The sequence below is a fragment of the Sphingomonas sp. LC-1 genome (assembly GCF_025371035.1).
Classification (GTDB): Bacteria; Pseudomonadota; Alphaproteobacteria; order Sphingomonadales; family Sphingomonadaceae; genus Sphingomonas; species Sphingomonas sanguinis_E.
This window is the reverse complement of record NZ_JANZXB010000003.1, coordinates 263,310-282,020: the sequence shown is the minus strand read 5'-3', so window position 1 is coordinate 282,020 and position 18,711 is coordinate 263,310. Positions and strand designations below refer to the sequence as shown.

Sequence of the window (18,711 nt, the reverse complement as noted above, 5' to 3'; positions counted from 1 at the left end):
TTTCAACCGGATTTCCTACTTGCGACCATCAAATGCGGCCAGTTTCGCCCGGTGTCATGCGCTATTCACTCTATTGCCAGACCATTCAGGGATCACACCATGTCGCTCACCACCCATCACCGTCAGGATCTGCCACCCGAAGAAGTGGTGACTTTCTACGACCGGGAAAGTGGTGCGCGGGGGATCATCGCGCTGCACTCGACCGCCCTGGGGCCGGCGGCGGGCGGATGCCGGCTGTGGCGCTATGCCGATCATCAGGCGGCCACGCTGGACGCACTGCGACTGGCCGAGGGCATGGCACTGAAGAATGCGCTGGCCGAGCTTCCCTTTGGCGGCGGCAAGGCGGTGATCTGCCTGCCCGATGGCCCCTTCGACCGTGCGGCGCTGTTCCGCGCCTTCGGCCGGGAGGTCGCTTCGCTCAAGGGCCGCTATGTCACCGCCGAGGATGTCGGGACCAGCGTTGCGGACATGAGCGAGGTTGCGACCCAGACGCACCATGTCGCGGGTTTGCCACCCAAGGGGGCGCAGCCGGGCGGCGATCCGTCGCCCTGGACCGCGCTGGGTGTGTTGCAGGCGATGCGTGCCGCCGTTCGGCACCGTCTGGGCGCGGAGCTTTCGGACATGACGGTGGCGGTGCAGGGGCTCGGCCATGTCGGCTTTGCCCTGTGCGAATTGCTGCACGAAGCGGGTGCGACGCTGATCGTCGCCGAGCCGCGCAGTGAGGTCGCCGCGCGCGCCGCCGACCGGTTCGGCGCGATGGTGATGAGCAGCCGCGCCTTGCTGTCGGCCCGCGCCGATGTGTTCGCCCCTTGCGCACTGGGCGGCGTGCTGAACGCGCAGAGCGTCGCCGATCTGAAGGCCAGCGTCGTATGCGGCGCGGCCAATAACCAGCTGGCCGACGACGCCATGGCCGAACGGCTGGCCGAGCGGGACATACTCTACGCGCCCGATTTCCTCGTCAATGCGGGTGGCATCGTCAATGTCGCGGGCGAATATCTGGGCTGGCGCAAGGCCGAGGTTCGCCGACGTGTCCTGGCCATCGGCATGCGGATGGGTGATACGCTGGCCCATGCCGCCAGCGCCGGATTGACCCCGCATCACGCGGCCCGCGCCATCGCGCAGGATCGCATGGCGCGCGGCCCACGGGTGCAGGCGCAGGCGGCTTAAGCGGCCCTTTGGCTTTCGACGTCGCTCAGGCCGGACGGAGGGTAGGATAGACGCCTGACCTCCGTTCACCCCGAGCGACGTCGCAGCGCACGTTCCGCCCCATGAACGACACCCATTCCGCCCCTGCAAGGGGAGATAGTGCAGGGATGCCCTCCTATCGGAAGCGTCCCCCCTCTGTCAGACTTGTGGCCGACCACCTCTCCATATGGGGGGAGAGGGGGCTTCAACCATCACGGATTCCGCGGTTCTTCGTCCCGCTTGCGCTGGGCATTGATCGCGCGGTTCTCACGGGCGCGCTGGACGAAGCACCCCGTCGCGCCGCCCGCGCCCACCGCCGAGCAACTGCCAATGCTGTTGACGCCGGTTCCCTCGTTCAGTGTGCCCGTCGCGCGCGCCGCCCAGCTTTCATTCTCGGGCGTCACCTGAAGCTCGCGCAGCTCCTTGGGAACGCGGAACTGCTCCTCGGCGCTACGGCGAACGCAGACCACGATCTCATTGCCGTTATTGTCGGTCGGGCAACGTTCATTGCCGAACAGGGTCAGCACGCCGTTGACCGGTGCATTGCGCGACACTTCCCCCGGCCCCTCGATCGGCCGGGCCTTGATCGCACCGGGCGCGGCGACCTGTTGCGCCAAAGCGGGTTCGCCCGCCGCGATCATGCCGAAACCCGCCAGCGCCACGAGGCGCCATGAACGGTGGAACATCCTCTCTCTCCCGCTCGTCCGGTGTCAGATCCGCTTGGCCGCGGCGATCGCGACCTTGCAGCCTGCCCGGATCAAACCATACATCACCGGATAGGCTATCGCCTCTTCCGCACCCGCGCCCAGCGCGTGGTCGCGATGCTCCAGTTCTTCGGCCTGGAAATCGGCGATCGCGTTCGACAATTCGGGGTCGCTATCGCCCAGTTCGTCGAGCTGCGCCTGATAATGTTTGTCGATCTCGGTCTCGACCGCCGCGGTGCAGGCCATCGCCGCCTTGGGGCTGATCGCCGCCGTGATCGCGCCCAGCGCAAAGCCCGCCTTGTCCCAGAAGGGCTGGAACAGGGTCGGGCGGACCCGGCGTTCGGCGATCATCCGGTCGAAAAAGGCGCGGTGCCGCTCCTCCTGCTCGGCCATGTGATGGATGGCGCGCGCAAAGGGGTGGCGGTCGCCCAACACGGCCAATTGCCCGGCGTAGATGCGGGTCGCGCCATATTCCCCGGCCTGGTCCACCCGGACCATCGCCTTCATCGGTTCGCGCCGGTCGCCCGGCATCCAGCGCAGCTGGCTCATCGTGCCTTCCTCATCAACACCAGGATCGCCGCCGCCCCGCCCAGCGAGAAGATCGCATTGAACCCGGCCAGCGAAATCCCGCCCAGGGTCCATTGCGCCACGTCGCAACGGATGACCGGCGCCTTCAGAATCGCGTTCAGCCGGTCGGCCGCGGAGCCACCCGTGAAATCCACCGTCGAAGTGCAGGCGGTGAAACCCTGCCACCAGCCATATTCGACTCCGGCATGGGCGACACCGATCACTCCCGACACTGCGATCAACAACGCGGCGAGGATGACAAGCGATCCCCGGATGCTGCGCTGGCCGACGAAGAAGGCGGCGAAGGCGGGCAGCAGCGCGGCATAATGCGGCCAGCGCTGCCAATGGCACATCTCGCATGGATAGAGGCCGCCGAACAACTGGCTGCTCCAGGCGCCGGCCAGCAGCGCGAGCGGGAGGAAGAAGGCGATGAGGTTGGCTAGCCTCTCGGCGCGGGTACGGGGCACGGCCATGGTCACTTCACCGGCGGCTTGGTGGCGGCGGCGACCTGGGTGGGTCCGCCCAGCCGCGCGATGGTCTTGAGCGCATAGTAAAGCTGGAAGTCCTCGACACCCTGCTTCTTCAGCGCCTCGGGCGTCATCGCGAAACGCGGATCGTCCTTGGTATCCTCTTCCAGGATCGCGTTATCCGCCTTCACCTCGTTGATCAGGTGGCGGCGCAGATCGGCCTCGCGGAAGACGGGGCGCGTCTTGTAATCGGGGTCGGAAATCTGCGGCACCTTGATATCGGGCTCGATCCCGCCCTCCTGCACCGACCGGCCCGACGGGGTGTAATAGCGCGCGGTGGTCAGGCGCAGTGCCGTCTCCGGCCCCAGCGGTAGCAGCGTCTGCACCGATCCCTTGCCGAAGCTGCGCTCGCCCATCACCAGCGCGCGGTGATGATCCTGGAGCGCACCCGCGACGATCTCGGAGGCCGAGGCGGTGCCCGAGTTGGTCAGGACGATCACCGGCAGGCCATGCGCGTCGTCGCCGGGCTTGGCATAATAGCGTTCGATGTCCGACTTCTCGCGGCCCCGCTGCGACACGATCTCGCCATGATCGAGGAAGGCGTCGCTGACCGCGATCGCCTGGGTCAGCAGACCGCCGCCATTGTCGCGCAGATCGACGACATAGCCGAGCGGCCGATGGCCCAGCGCCTTGTCGATCGCCATGATCGCCGCGCGCGTGTCGGCGCCCGTGTTCTCGGAGAAGGTGTTGATGTTGATATAACCGACATCGCCCTTCACTTCCCACTTCACCGGGCGCTGGACGATGACTTCGCGCGTCAAGGTCAGCTCGATCGGCTTGTCGCGACCGGGGCGGACGATGGTCAGCTTGATCTTGGTGCCGGGCTTGCCCCGCATCTGGCCGATCGCCTCGTCCAGCGACTGGCCATAGATCAGCTTGCCGTCGATATGGGTGATATAGTCGCCCGACTTCACGCCCGCGCGACCCGCCGGGGTATCCTCCTGCGGCGCGATGACCTTGATCGCGCCGTCCTCCATCGACACGGTCAGGCCCAGCCCGCCATAATTGCCCTCGGTCTGGATCTTCAGATTGTCGAAATCGAGCGCATCGACATAGCTGCTATGCGGATCGAGCGCGGCCAGCATCCCCTGGATCGCGCCCTTGATCAGCGTGTCGTCATCGACCTTGTCGACATAATCGGCCTTGATCCGGTTGTAGACGTCGAGAAACCGGTCGAACTGGCGGACGGTAGAACTGTCGACCGCCGCCATCGCGGAGGTGGTGATCGGCACCATGGCAAGCGCGCCGACGATGGCAGTAGCAGTCAGAAGCGGACGTTTCGGAAGCGTACGGGGCATCGAGGGTCCTGGACCAGAAAAGCGGTCCGCCTGTGTAGCGGGAAGCCGACCGCAATCAAAGCGCAACCGTGCTGAACGGGGGCCGAACGGCGGACGGGAAAAGGCGGGCGGCACGGCCCGCCAGCCCAACAGCCGTCCACGCTGGGCCAAGTCGAGGCACACGCCCCGCCCTCACCCCAGAATGGCGGCAATATCCATCGGTCGCCCATCCCGCCGCAGTTCGACGGTCACACGCGGATCGACCCCGCCCCGTCCACGTCCGGCTCGGCCCAGCACCGCACCCGCCTCGACCCGCTGGCCTGCCCGGACCGCGATGCCGCCCAAGCCGGTGACCAGGCTTGTCCAGCCCGCACCGTGATTGAGGATGACGATTCCGCCATAGCCCCGGAACGGCGCGGCATAGCGGACCTCGCCAGCGGCCGGAGCGACCACGGATGCATGGGGAACGGTGGTCAGGGTGATGCCCCGCGCCCGCACACCCGAATCCGAAATCTCGCCAAAGCCGCCCGCAACCTGTCCTGCGACCGGCAGGCGATAGGTGCCTGCCGCGATCGCCGGGCCCGCGACACCGGGCGCGAGCGGCCGAGCCATCGGCCCCGCCAGGGCGCGCAATTCGCTTTCGGTCGCACGGGCTTCGCCGCGTTCGGCCATGCGGTCGACGATGTCGCGCGCCGCCTCGCCCAATGCCAGGGCGCGGTTCGACTCGTCCACCGCCACCTGCCCCAGCGCATCGGCGCGCCCGCGATGACCGGCCTCCAGCCGCGCCAATGCCTGACGTTCGCCCTCCAGCTTGGTCGTGGTCGCCGCCAGCGCGCGGGCGGCCAGTGCGGCCTGGGCCCGCACGCGCCGGGTCGCGGCCAGTTCGGCCCGCACTGCCGCCGACCGCGCAGCGATGACCGGAGAAATGGTTCCGAAGATCGCCCGGACATGGGCCAGATCGGCGATCGAACCGGGCTGCGCCACCGCCGCGACCGGAGGACGCGCCGCCATGCTCTGCATCGCCGCCAAGAGATGCGCGAGCGGGGCCTGCGCCTCCGCCAGTCGCGCCCGTTGCTGCGCCAGCAGTCCGGCGACGAGATCGACCCGCGCGCGCGCCGCCGTCACGTCCGCTTCCGCCGCCACGACTCGGGCGGCCATGGCGCGCTCCTTGGCCTGGGCGATTGCGGCAGCATCGCGCTCCGCGCCCGCCTGTCGCTCCAGCGCCTGCGCACGCGCGCGCGCCGCCGCCGCGCCGGTGCGGGCATCGGCCAGCCGTCGCTGATCGCCGGCAATATCGGTCGCGCCGAGCAGCAGCAGAGCCGCCAGCGCCATTCCGCTACGCCAGCCCCCCGCCATGCTCACCCCTCGCGGTGGTAGGGGTGGTTGGCCAGGATGCTGGTCGCGCGGAACAACTGCTCGGCGAGCATCGCGCGCGCCATCATGTGCGGCCAGGTCGCGCGACCATAGGAAATGAGCAGGTCGGCACGCGCCCGGTCGGCATCATCGAACCCGTCCGCCGCGCCGATCATGAAGCGGCATTCGCGTACGCCATCGTCACGCCAGCGCTCGAGTCGCTTGGCAAAATCCATCGAGGACAGATTCTCGCCCTTTTCGTCCATCAGGACGAGACGCACCTGCCCCTCCAGCGGTGGAACCTTGCCGCCGGTGTCGGGCAGTTCGGTGATCTTGGTCGGCCAGCCGATTCGCTTGAGATAGCGATCGACCAGCTCGGCCTCGGGCGAACGGCCGATCCGCCCACGCGCGACGATATGCAGCAGCACGGGCGGTCTCTAAAGCGTCAGAGCTGGCGGTCGGCGGGACTCGGCATCGGGTTGCCGGCTCCGCCGGTTGGCGGAGTCGGCGCGTCGCCGAACGCCCACATACGTTCCAGATTGTAGAAGGTGCGGACCTCGGGCCGGAACAGGTGGACGATCACGTCGTTCGCGTCGATCAGCACCCAGTCGGCGGTCGGCAGACCTTCGATCCGCACCGAACGGCCGAACTCCGCCTTGATCTTCTCGGCGAGCTTCATCGCCATCGAGGCGACCTGCCGGGTCGAACGACCGCTGGCGATCACCATAAAGTCTGCGATCGACGACTTGCCCGCGAGCGGGATCGAAATCGTCTCCACCGCCTGGTCGTCGTCGAGCGAGGCGAGAATGAGGCGGTGCAGCGCCTCCACCTCAGCAGGATCGGACGGACGCGGCGATTGCGGGGAAGTGGCCAAGTGAGCTCCTGTTCAGGGGACGTTTCGGCCCATATGCCGAAACCAGTCCGGATCGCGGGCCCGAAGGCCCGTGGCGGAAGTCGGGTCGGGGCGGAAGCGCAACAGCACGAAGGCCGGCAAACTCCACATCGTCCAGTTCTTCGCCTGGTCCGGACGCCTCTGGAAACGCCTGAACCAGCCCAGCGCGGGTGTCGCGTGAGCGGCGGCATTGTACCCCGGACGGCCGATAACCGCAATCGGGATCGCGCGCGCAATCGATCGCCATCCGAGCCAGCGGTGAAATTGTTCCAGATTATCCTCGCCCATCAACCAGATGAAGCGATGGCCGGGGTAGCGGCGGGTGATCGCGCGCACCGTGTCCAACGTATAGCGGGTGTGCAGTTCCTGCTCGATCGCGCTGGCCCGGATCGGCGCGCGCCGAGCCATCCGCCGGGCCGATGCCAGCCGCGCGGCAAAGGGCGCCATGTCCCCCGCCCCATCCTTCAACGGATTGCCGGGGGAGACCAGCCACCACACTTCGTCGAGGTCGAGCGCGCGCATCGCGTCCAGCGTGATGCGGCGATGGCCACCATGCGCGGGATTGAACGACCCGCCGAGCAGGCCGATTTTCATCCTCGGATCTGGCCCCGCCCTCGCCCGATCCATTTATAGGTCGTCAGCCCCTCAAGGGCGACCGGCCCACGCGCATGGAGCCGCCCGGTGGCGATGCCGATCTCCGCGCCCAGTCCGAATTCGCTCCCGTCCGCGAACTGGGTCGAGGCGTTCCACAGCACGATGGCGCTGTCGACCTCGGCCAGGAAGCGCTCGGCCAGGGCCTCGTCCTCCGCAACGATCGCGTCGGTGTGGTGCGATCCGTGCGCGGCAATATGCGCCATCGCACCGTCCAGCCCATCGACCAGCGCGACGCTGGCGATCGCGTCGAGATATTCGGTGTCCCAATCCTCGGGCGTGGCAGCCTCCAGACCCGGAACGATCTCGCGCACATCGTCGTCGGCGCGCACCGTGCAACCGGCATCGACCAGGGCCGCGACCAGTTCGGCGGGGTGGCAATAAGCGCGGTCGATCAGCAACGTCTCCATCGCCCCGCAAATGCCGGTACGGCGCATCTTGGCATCGCGCACGATACGCGTCGCCATCGCATGATCGGCGGATCCATCGACATAGACATGGTTGATCCCGTCGAGATGCGCGAGCACCGGCACCTTCGCCTCGGCCTGTACCCGCGCGACCAGGCTCTTGCCACCGCGCGGGATCAGCAGGTCGATCAGCCCATCCGCCGCCAGCATCGCGCCCACCGCCGCACGGTCGGTGGTCGGGACCAGTTGCACCGCATCTGCCGGACCGCCCGCCGCCGTCCAGCCCTCGACAAAGGCGGCATGAAGCGCCCGATTGCTATGCACCGCTTCCGAGCCGCCACGCAGGATCGCGGCATTGCCCGCCATCGCGCACAGCGCGGCGGCATCGATGGTGACATTGGGGCGGCTCTCATAGACGATACCGATCACCCCGACCGGCACGCGGACGCGGGACAGGTTGAGTCCGTTGGGCCGGGTCCGCTCATCGATCCGCTCGCCCACCGGATCGGGCAGCGCCGCGACAGCCTCGACACCGGACACCACGCCCGCAATCCGCGCCTCGTCCAGCTTCAGCCGATCTAGCATGGCGGGGGAGAGGCCGTTGGCCGCACCGGCCGCCATGTCGCGTGCATTCGCCTGAAGGATGGTCGCGGTCGCCGCCCGGATCGCCTCTGCCCCGCTGCGCAGCGCAGCGGCCTTGGCGGCGGTCGGCATCTGCGCCAGCGTTCCGGCGGCGGAACGTGCGCGGCGTCCCATATCGGCGATCAGGGCGGCTATGTCGTGATGGTCGGCCATGACGGGTTCGCTATCACGGTCGGGGCGGGCGCGCCAAAACAAGATTCTTGGCGGGCTGCAAGCACAGATGCCCGGCCCGCACGCACGCCCCCTCGCCGGGGTCAGCGCGCGCCACAAAGAAAAACCCCGGCGCGACCAAGGCACCGGGGTTTTCCATCACTATCATCACGCCCGGAGCATCGATGCCCCGAGTCGCATCCGATCACTTGGGCGCGAGCACCATCAGCATCTGGCGGCCTTCCATGCGCGGATAGGCTTCGACCTTGGCAACCTCGGCCACCTGCTCGGCGACGCGCTGGAGCACGTTCATGCCGAGCTGGCCATGGCTCAGCTCGCGGCCACGGAAGCGCATGGTGACCTTCACCTTGTCGCCCTCGCCGATGAATTCGACCACCTTCTTCATCTTGGTGTCGTAATCATGGTCGTCGATGTTCGGACGCATCTTGATCTCCTTGATCTCCTGCGTCTTCTGCGACTTGCGGGCGAGATTCGCCTTCTTCTGCGCCTCGTACTTATATTTGCCGACGTCGAGGAACTTGGCGACGGGCGGATCGGCGTTGGGCGACACTTCGACCAGGTCGAGGCCGAGCTCCTGGGCCTGCGCCATCGCCTCGCGCGTGTACATCACGCCAAGGTTCTCGCCCTCATGGTCGATCACGCGAACCTTGGGGCTTTGAATCCACTCGTTGAACCGAGGACCGTTCATCGGCGGCGCCTGCATCGGACGGCGCATCATGGGAGGACGTATGGGTATTTCTCCTGTGGCAATTACGATTTCAATATAAGCGATCGGGCACAAATTTGAAAGGGCGAGACAAACGTCCCGCCCTTTCCTTTAGCTTATGAGGATTCAGCCGCGCAGATCGGGCGGAGTCGCCTCGGCCCGCAGCATGGCGATGGCCTCGTCCAGCGTCATCACCTCCTGCGCCTGGCTGCCCAGACGGCGGACGGCGACCTTGCCCTCCTCGGCCTCGCGCTTGCCGACGACCAGCAGCACGGGGACCTTGGCGACCGAGTGTTCGCGCACCTTGTAGTTGATCTTCTCGTTGCGCAGATCGGTCTCGACACGGATGCCCGCCGCCGCCAGCTTGGCCGCCGCCTCTTCCGCGTATCCGTCGGCATCCGACACGATGGTCGCGACCACCGCCTGGACGGGCGCGAGCCAGACGGGGAAGCGGCCCGCATAATGCTCGATCAGGATGCCGATGAACCGCTCATAGGAGCCGAAGATCGCGCGGTGGAGCATGATCGGACGGTGCCGCTCGCCATCCTCGCCGATATAGGACGCGTCGAGTCGCTCAGGGAGAACCCGGTCCGACTGGATGGTGCCGACCTGCCAGGTCCGGCCGATCGCGTCGGTCAGATGCCATTCCAGCTTAGGCGCATAGAAGGCGCCCTCGCCCGGCAGTTCTTCCCAGCCATATTGCTCGGTCGCGAGCCCCGCCGCGACGACCGCATTGCGCAGTTCCTCTTCGGCCTGGTCCCACATCTCCTCGGTGCCGAAACGCTTTTCGGGGCGCAGCGCCAGCTTGATCGAATAGGTGAAGCCGAAATCCTTGTAGATCCGGTCCGCCAGTTCGCAAAAGGCGCGGACTTCCTCGACGATCTGGTCCTCGCGGCAGAAGATATGCGCGTCGTCCTGGGTGAACTGGCGCACGCGCATCAGGCCGTGCAGCGCGCCGTGCGGCTCGTTGCGGTGGCAGCAGCCATTCTCATAAAGGCGCAGCGGCAGGTCGCGATACGACTTGATCCCCTGGCGGAAGATCAGGACGTGCGCCGGGCAGTTCATCGGCTTCAGCGCCATCCACTGCGCATCGTCCGACACCAGCGGGCCCTCGTCCTCGGTGTTGGGCACTTCGTCGGGGATGACGAACATATTTTCGCGATACTTGCCCCAATGGCCCGACTGCTCCCACTGGCGCGCGTCCATCACCTGCGGCGTCTTGACCTCGCGGTAGCCGGTCGAGTCGATCGCGCGACGCATATAGGCCTCCAGCTCGCGCCAGATGCGATAGCCCTTGGGATGCCAGAAGACCGAGCCATGCGCCTCCTGCTGGAGGTGGAACAGGTCCATCTCGTTGCCCAGCTTGCGATGGTCACGCTTGGCGGCCTCTTCCAGACGCGTCAGATGCTCGGCCAGCTGCTTTTTGTTGAGCCAGCCGGTGCCGTAGATGCGGCTCAGCATCGCGTTCTTCTGGTCGCCGCGCCAATAGGCGCCCGACACGCGGGTCAGCTTGAAGGCGTTGGGATCGAGCTTGCCGGTCGAAGCCAGATGCGGCCCCCGGCACATGTCGAGCCAGGCATCCTCGCCCTTGCCGGCGCGATAGACGGTCAGTTCCTCGGTGTCGGGTAGTTCGGCGGCCCATTCGGCCTTGAAGCTCTCGCCCTGCGCGGTCCAGCGCTCGATCAGCTGCTCGCGGGTCCAGACCTCGCGGATCAGCGGCTCGTCCTTGGCGATAATCTTGCGCATCTCGGCTTCGATCGCGGGCAGGTCCTCCTCGGTGAAGGGGCGATCCTTGGGGGCGAAGTCGTAATAGAAGCCATCGTCGGTCGCCGGACCGAAGGTGATCTGCGTTCCGGGGAACAGCGCCTGCACCGCCTCGGCCAGCACATGCGCATAATCGTGGCGCGCGAGTTCGAGCGCGTCGGCTTCGTCCTTCGCAGTCACCAGCGCCAGCGCGGAGTCGCCCTCGAACGGGCGCATGATGTCGCGCAGCTCACCATCGACGCGCGCGGCGATCGCCGCCTTGGCCAGACCCGGTCCGATCGCGGCGGCAATGTCCGCGGGAGTAGTTCCGGGCGCGACCTCACGGACGGAACCGTCGGGCAGCGTGATACGGAACATCGCGGACATGGATACTCTCTTCGATAAGGATAGGTGACGCACCGGCGGAGCCCGGCGCGGGGGCGCTCTATAGGGGAGAATGGCCGCGAGGTATATGGGGTGGCTGAGCGCCTATTGCACGCGGACGGCGGGCAGCATTTCCAGCGCCGGCCGGGCATACCAAAAGCCCTGGTGATAGCGCACACCCAGTTCGACCAGCGCGGCGGCCTCGGCCTCGGTTTCGATCCCTTCGGCGATCAGCAACGTGTCGAGTTCGCGGCACATGCCGACGATCGACCGGACGATCGCGCGCCGCCGCGCGTCGCTGTCAATGTCGCGCACCAGGGCCATGTCCAGCTTCACCTCGTCCGGGGCGAAGCGGACGAACCGGTCGAGCCCCGAATGCCCCGACCCGAAATCGTCGATCGCGACCGAAAAGCCGATCTGCTTATAGGTGTCGATGATCGAGGCGACGTGATCGGGCGAGCCCATTTCCTCGTTTTCGGTGAATTCGAAGATCAGGCGATCGATCGGCAAACCTTCGGCCTGGGCAGTACGCAGCGTCAACTGGATACAGGCCATCGGCGAATAGACGGCATTGGGCAGGAAGTTGATCGACAGTTTCGCATCAGCCGCCATGATCCCCGCGGCCATCGCCGTTTCGATCGCCTTGACCCGGCATGCCTGGTCGAACGAGTAGCGATTGGCCTCGTTCACCTGCGACAAGATGCTATAGGCGCTTGCGCCATCGGTGCCCCGGATCAGCGCTTCATAGGCGAAGGGGCGGCCGGTCGTCGTATCGACGATCGGCTGGAACGCCATCGCGAACGGGATCTCGAAATCGACACCGTCGCGGCATCCGCTGCATATTTTGCGCATTTCCATTCGGTTATCATAGAACCCAATGGTTAACGCCATTCCCCCTGGCAAAAGAAAAGGGCGGCGCCGGCCCGTCACCGACGCCGCCCCAGCCGGTCAGCGCCCGCCGCTATGACTGGCCTGCCCGCCCTTGGAGCCGGCTTCCGCCGCGCGCTCGGGGTCGTTCTTGAAGTTGCCGCCGCTTTCCTGACCGCCCTTGCGCCCGGCTTCGGAGGCCTTTTCGCGATCATTGGCAAAATTGCCCGGATTATTCTCGCGGCCGCCGCCGCCATTGCTGTCTGCCACTTTATCTCTCCTACTGCGCCCCCGGGCGGAAAGACGAAGCGACAGGACCTCAAGTTTCTAAAATTGCGTCAATAATAATATTCTGCATAACCGATGGATCATAATCTGATTTATGGACCGAAGCGGCAGCATGGATGCACCGCTTTACCCATATCATTATCGTCCGAAGACAAGAACGCACCGCTACATCACAAATATGGGACGACCATTGGCCGACCTCATGCAAGCGAGGATGGGATCACTGATCGATTGCGTAAGCCGCCATCAACCGGACATTCGTCTCGATCGGTTGCGGCGCCAAGTCGACCCGGATCGGGGCAGGAGGCGCAGGTGGTGCCGGTGGTGCCGGTGGCGCCGAGGGATAACCCGTTACGGCTTCCGGTGGGAGCATCTCGATCATGACTTCACGGTACTCGCTATCCTGCACGCGGATCAGCGGCCCCAACTTGCTGCCCGACCCCTCGGCGATCAGCGTCGCCTGCGTCCTGGCATTGGCCAGCGCGGCACGCATCGCCTGTTGCCGTGCGGTGGCATCGTTGCCCAGCCAGAACCGCGCAATGCTCGCCTGCAATCCGCCCAGACGTCCGATGAGGCCAACCAGCGTGCCCGCATCGGCAACGCGCGGCGTGACGACCGACACCGGCATCGTCGCGACATAGCCCAGGATCGCACATGGCCCGGTCGAGAGCTGTGGCGGACCATAGGAACTGGCATTGCATTCCCGCGAGCGGACCGGCGCGATGTCGAATTGCGACGCCCGAAACTCGACCGCACCGCGCAGCAGGCCTTGAACCCCGGCACGAATGGCCTGTGCCTGATCCCGCAGTTTGGCGGTCGCCTCGTCGGAGGTCACCCCCTCGCCGCGCACCATATAGCCGACCGTCACCCGGTCGGGCGGCGTACGCGCCGTACCCAAGGCTGACACCAGAATCTGGCGCGGCGGAAGTGCTTGCGTCTGCGCCAGTGCGCTCGTCGCCGACAGGCCCAGCAATCCGGCGAACAACGACGTTCTCATGGCCTTCCCCTCACACGATCCCGAACGGGACCAGATGATTGTCCTGGATATGCCCGACCCGAGCCCGCCCCAGATAGGGCACGCCCATCTCGCCGCACCAGCGCTGGATCATGAACTCCAGAGTCTCGCCCCATTCCGGGTCGTTGTCCTGTACGTTGCTGACCGCGCCCAGACGCACGCCCGCGACGCCCTTCAACTGGGTGGCATTGGCCATGGTGAACAGCATCCGGTCCACCGCATACATATGCTCGGACACTTCCTCGATGATCAGGACATGGTCGGTCAGGTCGGGTAGCCAGGGCGTGCCGATCAGCGCATGGAGGATCGACAGGTTGAACGCCGCCGCCGGGCGTTCATCGAGGCCGGGCTCCAGCCCCTGCCGGTCGCCGCCGGTCAGCCAGCCGAGCGAGCGCGCCACCGTCACGTCGCCGCCTTTGCGCCTGATGTCGCTCGCCATCGGCCCGTGCACCGGCCGCCCGATCCGCCGCGCGTACAGCGCCGCCAGCACGAAGCCGAGATCCGAGTAGCCGATATAGGTCTTGTGCCCCGCCGCCGCGTTCAGGTTCGGCATGACCCGCGACAGGATGCGGTTCGATCCATAGCCGCCGCGCAGGAACCAGATCGCGTCGATCCCGGGATCATTGGCGAATTCCAGAAAGGCCGAGGCGCGGCGCTCGTCACTGCCGGCGAAATGCCCGTCCTGTTCATAGCATTGCGGGTGAAAGACCAGGTCGACGTCGGGATAGGCGATCGCGGCGAACGCGCTGACCGGCGCTTCGGCGGCGGGGTTGCCGATGCTGGCGGGCGCCAGGATTCCGATCTTCATGTGCGCGCATTCCTCCGATCGGTCACCCGGCCGGGCATTGCCCTGCACGGCATATTTCCCGATAGCGTGTGCCGATGGACAACGGCAATTCCTGTTTTCTGGTGGGCATCGGCGGATCGGGGATGATGCCGCTTGCCATGATCTTGCGCGCACGGGGCTGGACGGTCGCGGGCTCCGACCGTGGGCTGGACCAGGGGCGGGTCGCGGCCAAGTTCGATGCGCTGCGCGCCGCCGGGATCGCGCTCTACCCCCAGGACGGATCGGGCGTGACCTCCGCCGATCAACTCGTCATCGCCTCCGCCGCGGTCGAGGAGACGGTGCCCGACATCGTCGCCGCCAACCGGCTGGGCTGTCCGCGCGCCAGCCGCGCCCGGATGCTGGCGAGCCTGTTCAACGAAAGCCGCCTGCCCATCGGCGTGGCGGGGACCAGCGGCAAATCGACCGTCACCGGCATGATCGCCTTCATCCTGCACGAGACGGGCCGCGATCCGACCGCGATGAACGGCGCGGTGATGAAGGATTTCGTTTCGCCCGACAGCCCCTTTGCCAGCGCCCTGGTCGGCGGCGGCGAGGCGTTCGTCAGCGAGGTGGACGAAAGCGACGGCTCAATCGCACTCTACGACCCGGCGATCGCGGTGCTGAACAATGTCAGCCTCGACCATAAGTCGCTGGAGGAATTGCGGGCCCTGTTCGGCGGGTTCGCGTCGCGTGCGCGCCATGTCGTCGCCAATGCGGGGGATGCGGAGACGGCGGCGCTGCTGGCCGACCTGCCCAACCTCACGACCTTCGCGGTCGAGGGCGCGGCCGACCTGGTGGCAGAGGCACTGAAGCCCGAACCCTTCGCCATCGGCTTCGACCTGGTGACCGGCGGTGCGGGCTATCATGTGCGGCTGTCGGTGCCGGGCCGCCACAATGTCTCCAACGCGCTGGCCGCGATCGGGGCAAGCGTGGCGGCGGGCGTCCCCCTGATCGACGCGATCCGCACGGTCGAGCGCTTCACCGGGCTCAAACGCCGGTTCGAGAAGGTCGGCGAGGCGAAGGGCGTGACCGTGATCGACGATTTCGGCCACAACCCCGACAAGATCGCCGCGACGCTCGATACGCTCCACGCCTTTCCGGGCCGCTTGCTGATGCTGTTCCAGCCGCATGGCTATGGCCCGCTCAAGGTCATGCGGCATGAGCTGGTCGACAGCATCGCCACTCGGATGAGGCCCGGCGACGTGCTCGCAATGCCCGACCCCGCCTATTTCGGCGGCACCGTCGCGCGCGAGGTGACCAGCGCCCACATCGTCGCCGATCTGCGGGAGCGCGGGGCCGATGCGCGTCATATCGCCGACCGGACGGCGGCGGCGGATGCGCTGGTCGCGGAGGCGCGCTCCGGCGACCGCATCATCGTGATGGGTGCGCGGGACGATACGCTCAGCCTGCTGGCGCAGGAAATGGTCGAGACGCTGGCCGCCAGGTAAAGGACGCTTGACGTAAGGCCTCCTTCACACTCGAAGGGGGTTCGTCATGCCTCCACTCTCCGCCGGATGCCGTTATCAGCATTGGGTCATCATCCTCGCCATCTCCATGTCGCGCGGCTGTTTCCGGTAGTATATCTGCTGGTTCGGCGGGCTCGGCCTGGGGGCGTGCGTCAACCGGGTCTTCGAAGGTCGTGTGGAATGAACAATCATCTCCGCACGCTTCGGGCCGAGCGCGGCTGGAGCCCGCAGGAACCGGCGGAGCGGCTGGAGATCGGCGGTCAGAGCGTCAATGCGATCGAGACGGGGCGCCACGCCCCCTCGCTCCCCCCCGACCTTCAGGATCGCCCAACTGTTCGGACTGGCGATCGAGGAGATTTTCGTCGGCCCGTCCAAGGGTTGATCGCTTTTCAGTGGGCCTGTTCGGGCGGCGACAGGAGTTGGCGTAGTTCCCCCAGCATCTTCCCCCACTGCCCGACCCGATCATAGCCATGCCGGAACCCCCTGTCGTCGACCGTCACCTTCAGATATCCTCCGAGCATATGGGAGGAAGGCGACAGCCCATCGGGTTCCTGACCCCGGCGCAACCGGTCCAGGAGCGCATCGACCTGCCCACTTGCCTGCGACGACAGGGCATAGTCCCGGACGGGATGTTCGCCGCAGGCGGGCGACGGAGCGCAGGCATAGGAGACGCGCCAGCCCCCGCCGCTACGCCGCGCGACGATACTCAACATCGTGTCCATCGGATCATGCCCGACATCGAGAATCTCGATCTGTCCGCGAGCGCTTTCGGGCGGGAGGCCGAGTTGGCGACGAATGGCGAGGTCGGTCGGTTCATGCGCCTCATTCGCCGCCGCGGCCGCTCCCGCACCGAGCAAGATCAGCGCCAGCCCTAGGAAACCGACCGTTGTGCGCCGCATGGTTCAGCCCCTATCGGCAATCGTCATCTACCGGACCAAGCCTCGCACCGTCGAGCCGGTCGAGACAATTGACAAAGGCGTCATTTGGTCAATTCCGATCACCATGATAGGATCGCCCCGAACGGCCATAGGGAGTTCCGATCCATGTTCCGTCGCCTGTTTCTCGATCATCCCGACAGCGTGGGTGAAAGCTATGTCCAGCATTTCGGCGTCGCGGCGCGCTTTGGCGGGATCATGATGTTGGGCGGGCTGGGCGCGCTGGTCCATGCGGTGGTGCCGGGGCTGTGCACCACGACCGGCAGCGACACGATCGCCCGGCTATATGCCGAGATGGTCGCCAAGCGGCGCAAGGTCCAGGCTGCGCAGGCGCAGATGAAGACCATCGAATATGTGATCTGAGGGGGGATTTGCCCCTCCACCACCGGGCCGCGCCCGGCGGTACCCCCTCCCCAAGCGAGTCTGGGGAGGATTGCAGGCCGAACGGGGATAGGAATTGGGCCTCGGGTTCCCATCACCCTCGCCGATCCCTAAATCCCCGTGATGACCGACACCCCAGCGCCCCGCCCCAATCTCGCCTATCACTGGACCGAGGGCACCGGCCCCGCGATCGTCTTCCTGCCCGGCTATGCCTCCGACATGCAGGGATCGAAGGCACTGGCGCTGGAGGCTTGGGCGCGTGCCGAGGGCCGTGCGTTCCTGCGCTTCGACTATGGCGGCTGCGGCCAGTCGGAGGGGGCGTTCGAGGATCAGGCGCTGGCCGACTGGCGCGATGATGTGCTGGCGATGCTCGACGATGTGGTGAAGGGTCCGGCGGTACTGGTCGGATCGTCGATGGGCGGCTGGCTGATGCTGCTCGCCGCGCGTGCGCGGCCCGAACAGGTCAAGGCTCTGGTCGGCATCGCGCCCGCGCCCGATTTCACCGACTGGGGTTTTTCGACCGAGGAGAAGATGGCGATCCTCCAGGCCGGTTGGCTGGAGCGCCCCAATCCCTACGGCCCCGCTCCCACCGTCTATACCCGCCGCTTCTGGTCGTCGGGGGAGGCCAACCGCCTGACCTTCGGACCGATCGCGTTCGACGGGCCGGTCCGGCTGTTGCAGGGCATGCAGGACAGCGATGTGCCATGGCACCGCACCACCCATCTGGCGCAGCTTTTCCGTTCAGCCGATGTGCAGACTCTGTTGATCAAGGACGGCGATCACCGCCTGTCGCGTGATGGCGACATCGCGCTGTTGATCCGCGCCGTGGAGGAAGTGTCGAGCCGCCTATGATCCTGTTCCCCCTCGCGCTCGCCGCCGCCGTCCAGACGGCCCCCAAAGCCAGCACCAGACCGCTGCCCAAACCGACCGCCCCAGCCGCTTCATTGCCCGACGATCCGCGCGAGGCCCGCTATCAGCGCTGCGTCGCCATGGCCGAGCGCAGCCCCGCCGCCGCGCGGTTGGAGGCGGGAAGCTGGACGCTGGCCGGCGGCGGCTATTTCGCGCAGCAATGCCTGGGACTGGCCTATACCACCGAGCGGCAATGGCCGGCGGCGGCGAATGCGTTCGAACAGGCGGCCCGCGCCGCCGAAATCGCACATGACGTCCGCGCCGCCAATTACTGGGCGCAGGCGGGCAATGCCTTTCTGGCGGCGGGCGACGCGACCAAGGCGCGCGCGGCGCTGGATGCGGCCCTGGCCTCGGGCAACCTGACCGGCTTTGCGCGCGGCGAGGCGCAACTCGACCGCGCCCGTGCGCTGGTTGCGGCGGGCAATCCCGCGGCGGCGCGGGTCGATCTGGACGCCGCGCTGGTCAGCGCCCCGGCCGATCCGCTCGCCTGGCTGTTGTCGGCAACGCTGGCGCGGCGGATGAAGGATTTGCCCCGCGCGCAAAAGGACATCGTCCAGGCGCTGGCCCGCTCCGCCGACGACCCCAGCGTCCAGTTGGAGGCGGGCAATATCGCCGCCACCGCCGGGGACGAGGCAGGCGCGCGAAAGGCGTGGAGCGAAGCCGCCCGGCTCGCCCCGCCCGACAGTCCGATCCGCGCCGAAACCGCCAAGGCGCTGGCGCAATTCCCGTCGCGTTGACCTTATCGCAGGTCAAGGCCGCCCGGAGTCATGCGGGCTAGGATGACGATCAATCAGGGGCGATCATCGAGGTCCGTG

Annotated in this window: 21 protein-coding genes and 1 pseudogene; 6 read left to right on the top strand and 16 right to left on the bottom strand. The window is 66.8% G+C overall.

The genetic code is table 11. The features are described from left to right. Window positions 1-99: 99 nt before the first annotated feature. A complete protein-coding gene (locus NZL82_RS06170) occupies window positions 100-1,167 on the top strand; it encodes a Glu/Leu/Phe/Val dehydrogenase (protein WP_261268899.1) in 1,068 nt (355 codons plus the stop codon). Between the two features lie 230 nt (window positions 1,168-1,397). On the opposite strand, the gene NZL82_RS06165 is transcribed toward NZL82_RS06170, so the two are convergent. The 15 genes from NZL82_RS06165 to NZL82_RS06095 form a co-directional block, all read right to left on the bottom strand. Then, window positions 1,398-1,871, bottom strand: a complete 474-nt coding sequence (locus NZL82_RS06165; protein WP_261268898.1) for a hypothetical protein — start codon at window positions 1,869-1,871, stop codon at window positions 1,398-1,400. Between the two features lie 24 nt (window positions 1,872-1,895). Further along, a complete protein-coding gene (locus tag NZL82_RS06160; protein ID WP_261268897.1) occupies window positions 1,896-2,438 on the bottom strand; it encodes a demethoxyubiquinone hydroxylase family protein in 543 nt (180 codons plus the stop codon). Continuing rightward, complete coding sequence (locus NZL82_RS06155; RefSeq protein WP_261268896.1) at window positions 2,435-2,929, bottom strand: disulfide bond formation protein B; 495 nt, start codon at window positions 2,927-2,929, stop codon at window positions 2,435-2,437. Before NZL82_RS06155 ends, NZL82_RS06160 begins: the two co-directional genes overlap by 4 nt. 2 nt (window positions 2,930-2,931) lie before the next feature. After that, complete coding sequence (locus NZL82_RS06150; RefSeq protein WP_261268895.1) at window positions 2,932-4,281, bottom strand: S41 family peptidase; 1,350 nt, start codon at window positions 4,279-4,281, stop codon at window positions 2,932-2,934. A 171-nt stretch (window positions 4,282-4,452) separates the two neighbouring features. Further along, the gene (locus NZL82_RS06145; RefSeq protein ID WP_261268894.1) at window positions 4,453-5,616 is read right to left on the bottom strand and encodes a murein hydrolase activator EnvC; all 1,164 of its coding nucleotides are present in this window, start codon (window positions 5,614-5,616) and stop codon (window positions 4,453-4,455) included. 2 nt (window positions 5,617-5,618) lie between these two features. Further along, window positions 5,619-6,041 carry a 23S rRNA (pseudouridine(1915)-N(3))-methyltransferase RlmH gene (locus NZL82_RS06140; protein ID WP_261268893.1) on the bottom strand — a complete coding sequence of 141 codons (423 nt, stop codon included), beginning with the start codon at window positions 6,039-6,041 and terminating at the stop codon, window positions 5,619-5,621. A gap of 17 nt (window positions 6,042-6,058) precedes the next feature. Continuing rightward, window positions 6,059-6,487: a ribosome silencing factor gene (gene rsfS, locus NZL82_RS06135; protein WP_261268892.1), complete on the bottom strand. Its 429-nt coding sequence runs from the start codon at window positions 6,485-6,487 to the stop codon at window positions 6,059-6,061. Between the two features lie 12 nt (window positions 6,488-6,499). After that, complete coding sequence (locus NZL82_RS06130; protein ID WP_261268891.1) at window positions 6,500-7,099, bottom strand: nicotinate-nucleotide adenylyltransferase; 600 nt, start codon at window positions 7,097-7,099, stop codon at window positions 6,500-6,502. Continuing rightward, entirely contained in the window at window positions 7,096-8,358 is a 1,263-nt protein-coding gene (locus NZL82_RS06125) for a glutamate-5-semialdehyde dehydrogenase (RefSeq protein ID WP_261268890.1), read from the bottom strand. The genes NZL82_RS06130 and NZL82_RS06125 overlap by 4 nt, the downstream gene beginning before the upstream one ends. A gap of 202 nt (window positions 8,359-8,560) precedes the next feature. Beyond that, window positions 8,561-9,094 carry a translation initiation factor IF-3 gene (gene infC, locus NZL82_RS06120; protein ID WP_037569087.1) on the bottom strand — a complete coding sequence of 178 codons (534 nt, stop codon included), beginning with the start codon at window positions 9,092-9,094 and terminating at the stop codon, window positions 8,561-8,563. 114 nt (window positions 9,095-9,208) lie between these two features. Further along, the gene (thrS, locus tag NZL82_RS06115; RefSeq protein ID WP_261268889.1) at window positions 9,209-11,212 is read right to left on the bottom strand and encodes a threonine--tRNA ligase; all 2,004 of its coding nucleotides are present in this window, start codon (window positions 11,210-11,212) and stop codon (window positions 9,209-9,211) included. A 102-nt stretch (window positions 11,213-11,314) separates the two neighbouring features. Continuing rightward, window positions 11,315-12,061: an EAL domain-containing protein gene (locus NZL82_RS06110; protein WP_261268888.1), complete on the bottom strand. Its 747-nt coding sequence runs from the start codon at window positions 12,059-12,061 to the stop codon at window positions 11,315-11,317. 96 nt (window positions 12,062-12,157) lie between these two features. Then, the gene (locus NZL82_RS06105; RefSeq protein WP_261268887.1) at window positions 12,158-12,346 is read right to left on the bottom strand and encodes a general stress protein; all 189 of its coding nucleotides are present in this window, start codon (window positions 12,344-12,346) and stop codon (window positions 12,158-12,160) included. A 238-nt stretch (window positions 12,347-12,584) separates the two neighbouring features. After that, window positions 12,585-13,361: an SIMPL domain-containing protein gene (locus tag NZL82_RS06100; protein ID WP_261268886.1), complete on the bottom strand. Its 777-nt coding sequence runs from the start codon at window positions 13,359-13,361 to the stop codon at window positions 12,585-12,587. A gap of 10 nt (window positions 13,362-13,371) precedes the next feature. Continuing rightward, window positions 13,372-14,187, bottom strand: coding sequence for an LD-carboxypeptidase (locus NZL82_RS06095; protein ID WP_261268885.1), 816 nt, complete (start codon window positions 14,185-14,187; stop codon window positions 13,372-13,374). A gap of 74 nt (window positions 14,188-14,261) precedes the next feature. Here NZL82_RS06095 and murC point away from each other — a divergent pair, with 74 nt between their 5' ends. Together murC and NZL82_RS06085 are read left to right on the top strand one after the other, a co-directional pair. Then, complete coding sequence (gene murC / locus NZL82_RS06090; protein WP_261268884.1) at window positions 14,262-15,653, top strand: UDP-N-acetylmuramate--L-alanine ligase; 1,392 nt, start codon at window positions 14,262-14,264, stop codon at window positions 15,651-15,653. A 198-nt stretch (window positions 15,654-15,851) separates the two neighbouring features. Beyond that, window positions 15,852-16,053, top strand: a pseudogene (locus tag NZL82_RS06085) (helix-turn-helix transcriptional regulator). A 7-nt stretch (window positions 16,054-16,060) separates the two neighbouring features. Here the strand turns inward: NZL82_RS06085 and NZL82_RS06080 are convergent. Continuing rightward, on the bottom strand, window positions 16,061-16,570 hold the full coding sequence (locus NZL82_RS06080) for a hypothetical protein (RefSeq protein WP_261268883.1): 510 nt from the start codon (window positions 16,568-16,570) through the stop codon (window positions 16,061-16,063). 144 nt (window positions 16,571-16,714) lie between these two features. Here NZL82_RS06080 and NZL82_RS06075 point away from each other — a divergent pair, with 144 nt between their 5' ends. The 3 genes from NZL82_RS06075 to NZL82_RS06065 all read left to right on the top strand — a co-directional run bounded on the left by NZL82_RS06075 (window position 16,715) and on the right by NZL82_RS06065 (window position 18,633). Then, window positions 16,715-16,969: a DUF6356 family protein gene (locus NZL82_RS06075; RefSeq protein ID WP_261268882.1), complete on the top strand. Its 255-nt coding sequence runs from the start codon at window positions 16,715-16,717 to the stop codon at window positions 16,967-16,969. Window positions 16,970-17,110: 141 nt separating this feature from the next. Next, window positions 17,111-17,839 (top strand): S9 family peptidase, encoded by a 729-nt coding sequence (locus NZL82_RS06070; protein WP_261268881.1) that lies wholly within the window; start codon window positions 17,111-17,113, stop codon window positions 17,837-17,839. Further along, complete coding sequence (locus NZL82_RS06065; protein ID WP_261268880.1) at window positions 17,836-18,633, top strand: tetratricopeptide repeat protein; 798 nt, start codon at window positions 17,836-17,838, stop codon at window positions 18,631-18,633. The genes NZL82_RS06070 and NZL82_RS06065 overlap by 4 nt, the downstream gene beginning before the upstream one ends. The last annotated feature ends 78 nt before the right edge of the window (window positions 18,634-18,711 follow it).

Coding starts and splice junctions, on each gene's coding strand:
- NZL82_RS06130 (WP_261268891.1), bottom strand. CDS start 7,099: ATGAAAATCGGCCTGCTCGGCGGGTCGTTCAATCCCGCGCATGGTGGC.
- NZL82_RS06095 (WP_261268885.1), bottom strand. CDS start 14,187: ATGAAGATCGGAATCCTGGCGCCCGCCAGCATCGGCAACCCCGCCGCC.
- NZL82_RS06155 (WP_261268896.1), bottom strand. CDS start 2,929: ATGGCCGTGCCCCGTACCCGCGCCGAGAGGCTAGCCAACCTCATCGCC.
- NZL82_RS06150 (WP_261268895.1), bottom strand. CDS start 4,281: ATGCCCCGTACGCTTCCGAAACGTCCGCTTCTGACTGCTACTGCCATC.
- thrS (WP_261268889.1), bottom strand. CDS start 11,212: ATGTCCGCGATGTTCCGTATCACGCTGCCCGACGGTTCCGTCCGTGAG.
- NZL82_RS06070 (WP_261268881.1), top strand. CDS start 17,111: ATGACCGACACCCCAGCGCCCCGCCCCAATCTCGCCTATCACTGGACC.
- NZL82_RS06125 (WP_261268890.1), bottom strand. CDS start 8,358: ATGGCCGACCATCACGACATAGCCGCCCTGATCGCCGATATGGGACGC.
- infC (WP_037569087.1), bottom strand. CDS start 9,094: ATGATGCGCCGTCCGATGCAGGCGCCGCCGATGAACGGTCCTCGGTTC.
- NZL82_RS06165 (WP_261268898.1), bottom strand. CDS start 1,871: ATGTTCCACCGTTCATGGCGCCTCGTGGCGCTGGCGGGTTTCGGCATG.
- NZL82_RS06160 (WP_261268897.1), bottom strand. CDS start 2,438: ATGAGCCAGCTGCGCTGGATGCCGGGCGACCGGCGCGAACCGATGAAG.
- murC (WP_261268884.1), top strand. CDS start 14,262: ATGGACAACGGCAATTCCTGTTTTCTGGTGGGCATCGGCGGATCGGGG.
- NZL82_RS06080 (WP_261268883.1), bottom strand. CDS start 16,570: ATGCGGCGCACAACGGTCGGTTTCCTAGGGCTGGCGCTGATCTTGCTC.
- NZL82_RS06100 (WP_261268886.1), bottom strand. CDS start 13,361: ATGAGAACGTCGTTGTTCGCCGGATTGCTGGGCCTGTCGGCGACGAGC.
- NZL82_RS06145 (WP_261268894.1), bottom strand. CDS start 5,616: ATGGCGGGGGGCTGGCGTAGCGGAATGGCGCTGGCGGCTCTGCTGCTG.
- NZL82_RS06065 (WP_261268880.1), top strand. CDS start 17,836: ATGATCCTGTTCCCCCTCGCGCTCGCCGCCGCCGTCCAGACGGCCCCC.
- NZL82_RS06170 (WP_261268899.1), top strand. CDS start 100: ATGTCGCTCACCACCCATCACCGTCAGGATCTGCCACCCGAAGAAGTG.
- NZL82_RS06075 (WP_261268882.1), top strand. CDS start 16,715: ATGTTCCGTCGCCTGTTTCTCGATCATCCCGACAGCGTGGGTGAAAGC.
- NZL82_RS06110 (WP_261268888.1), bottom strand. CDS start 12,061: ATGCGCAAAATATGCAGCGGATGCCGCGACGGTGTCGATTTCGAGATC.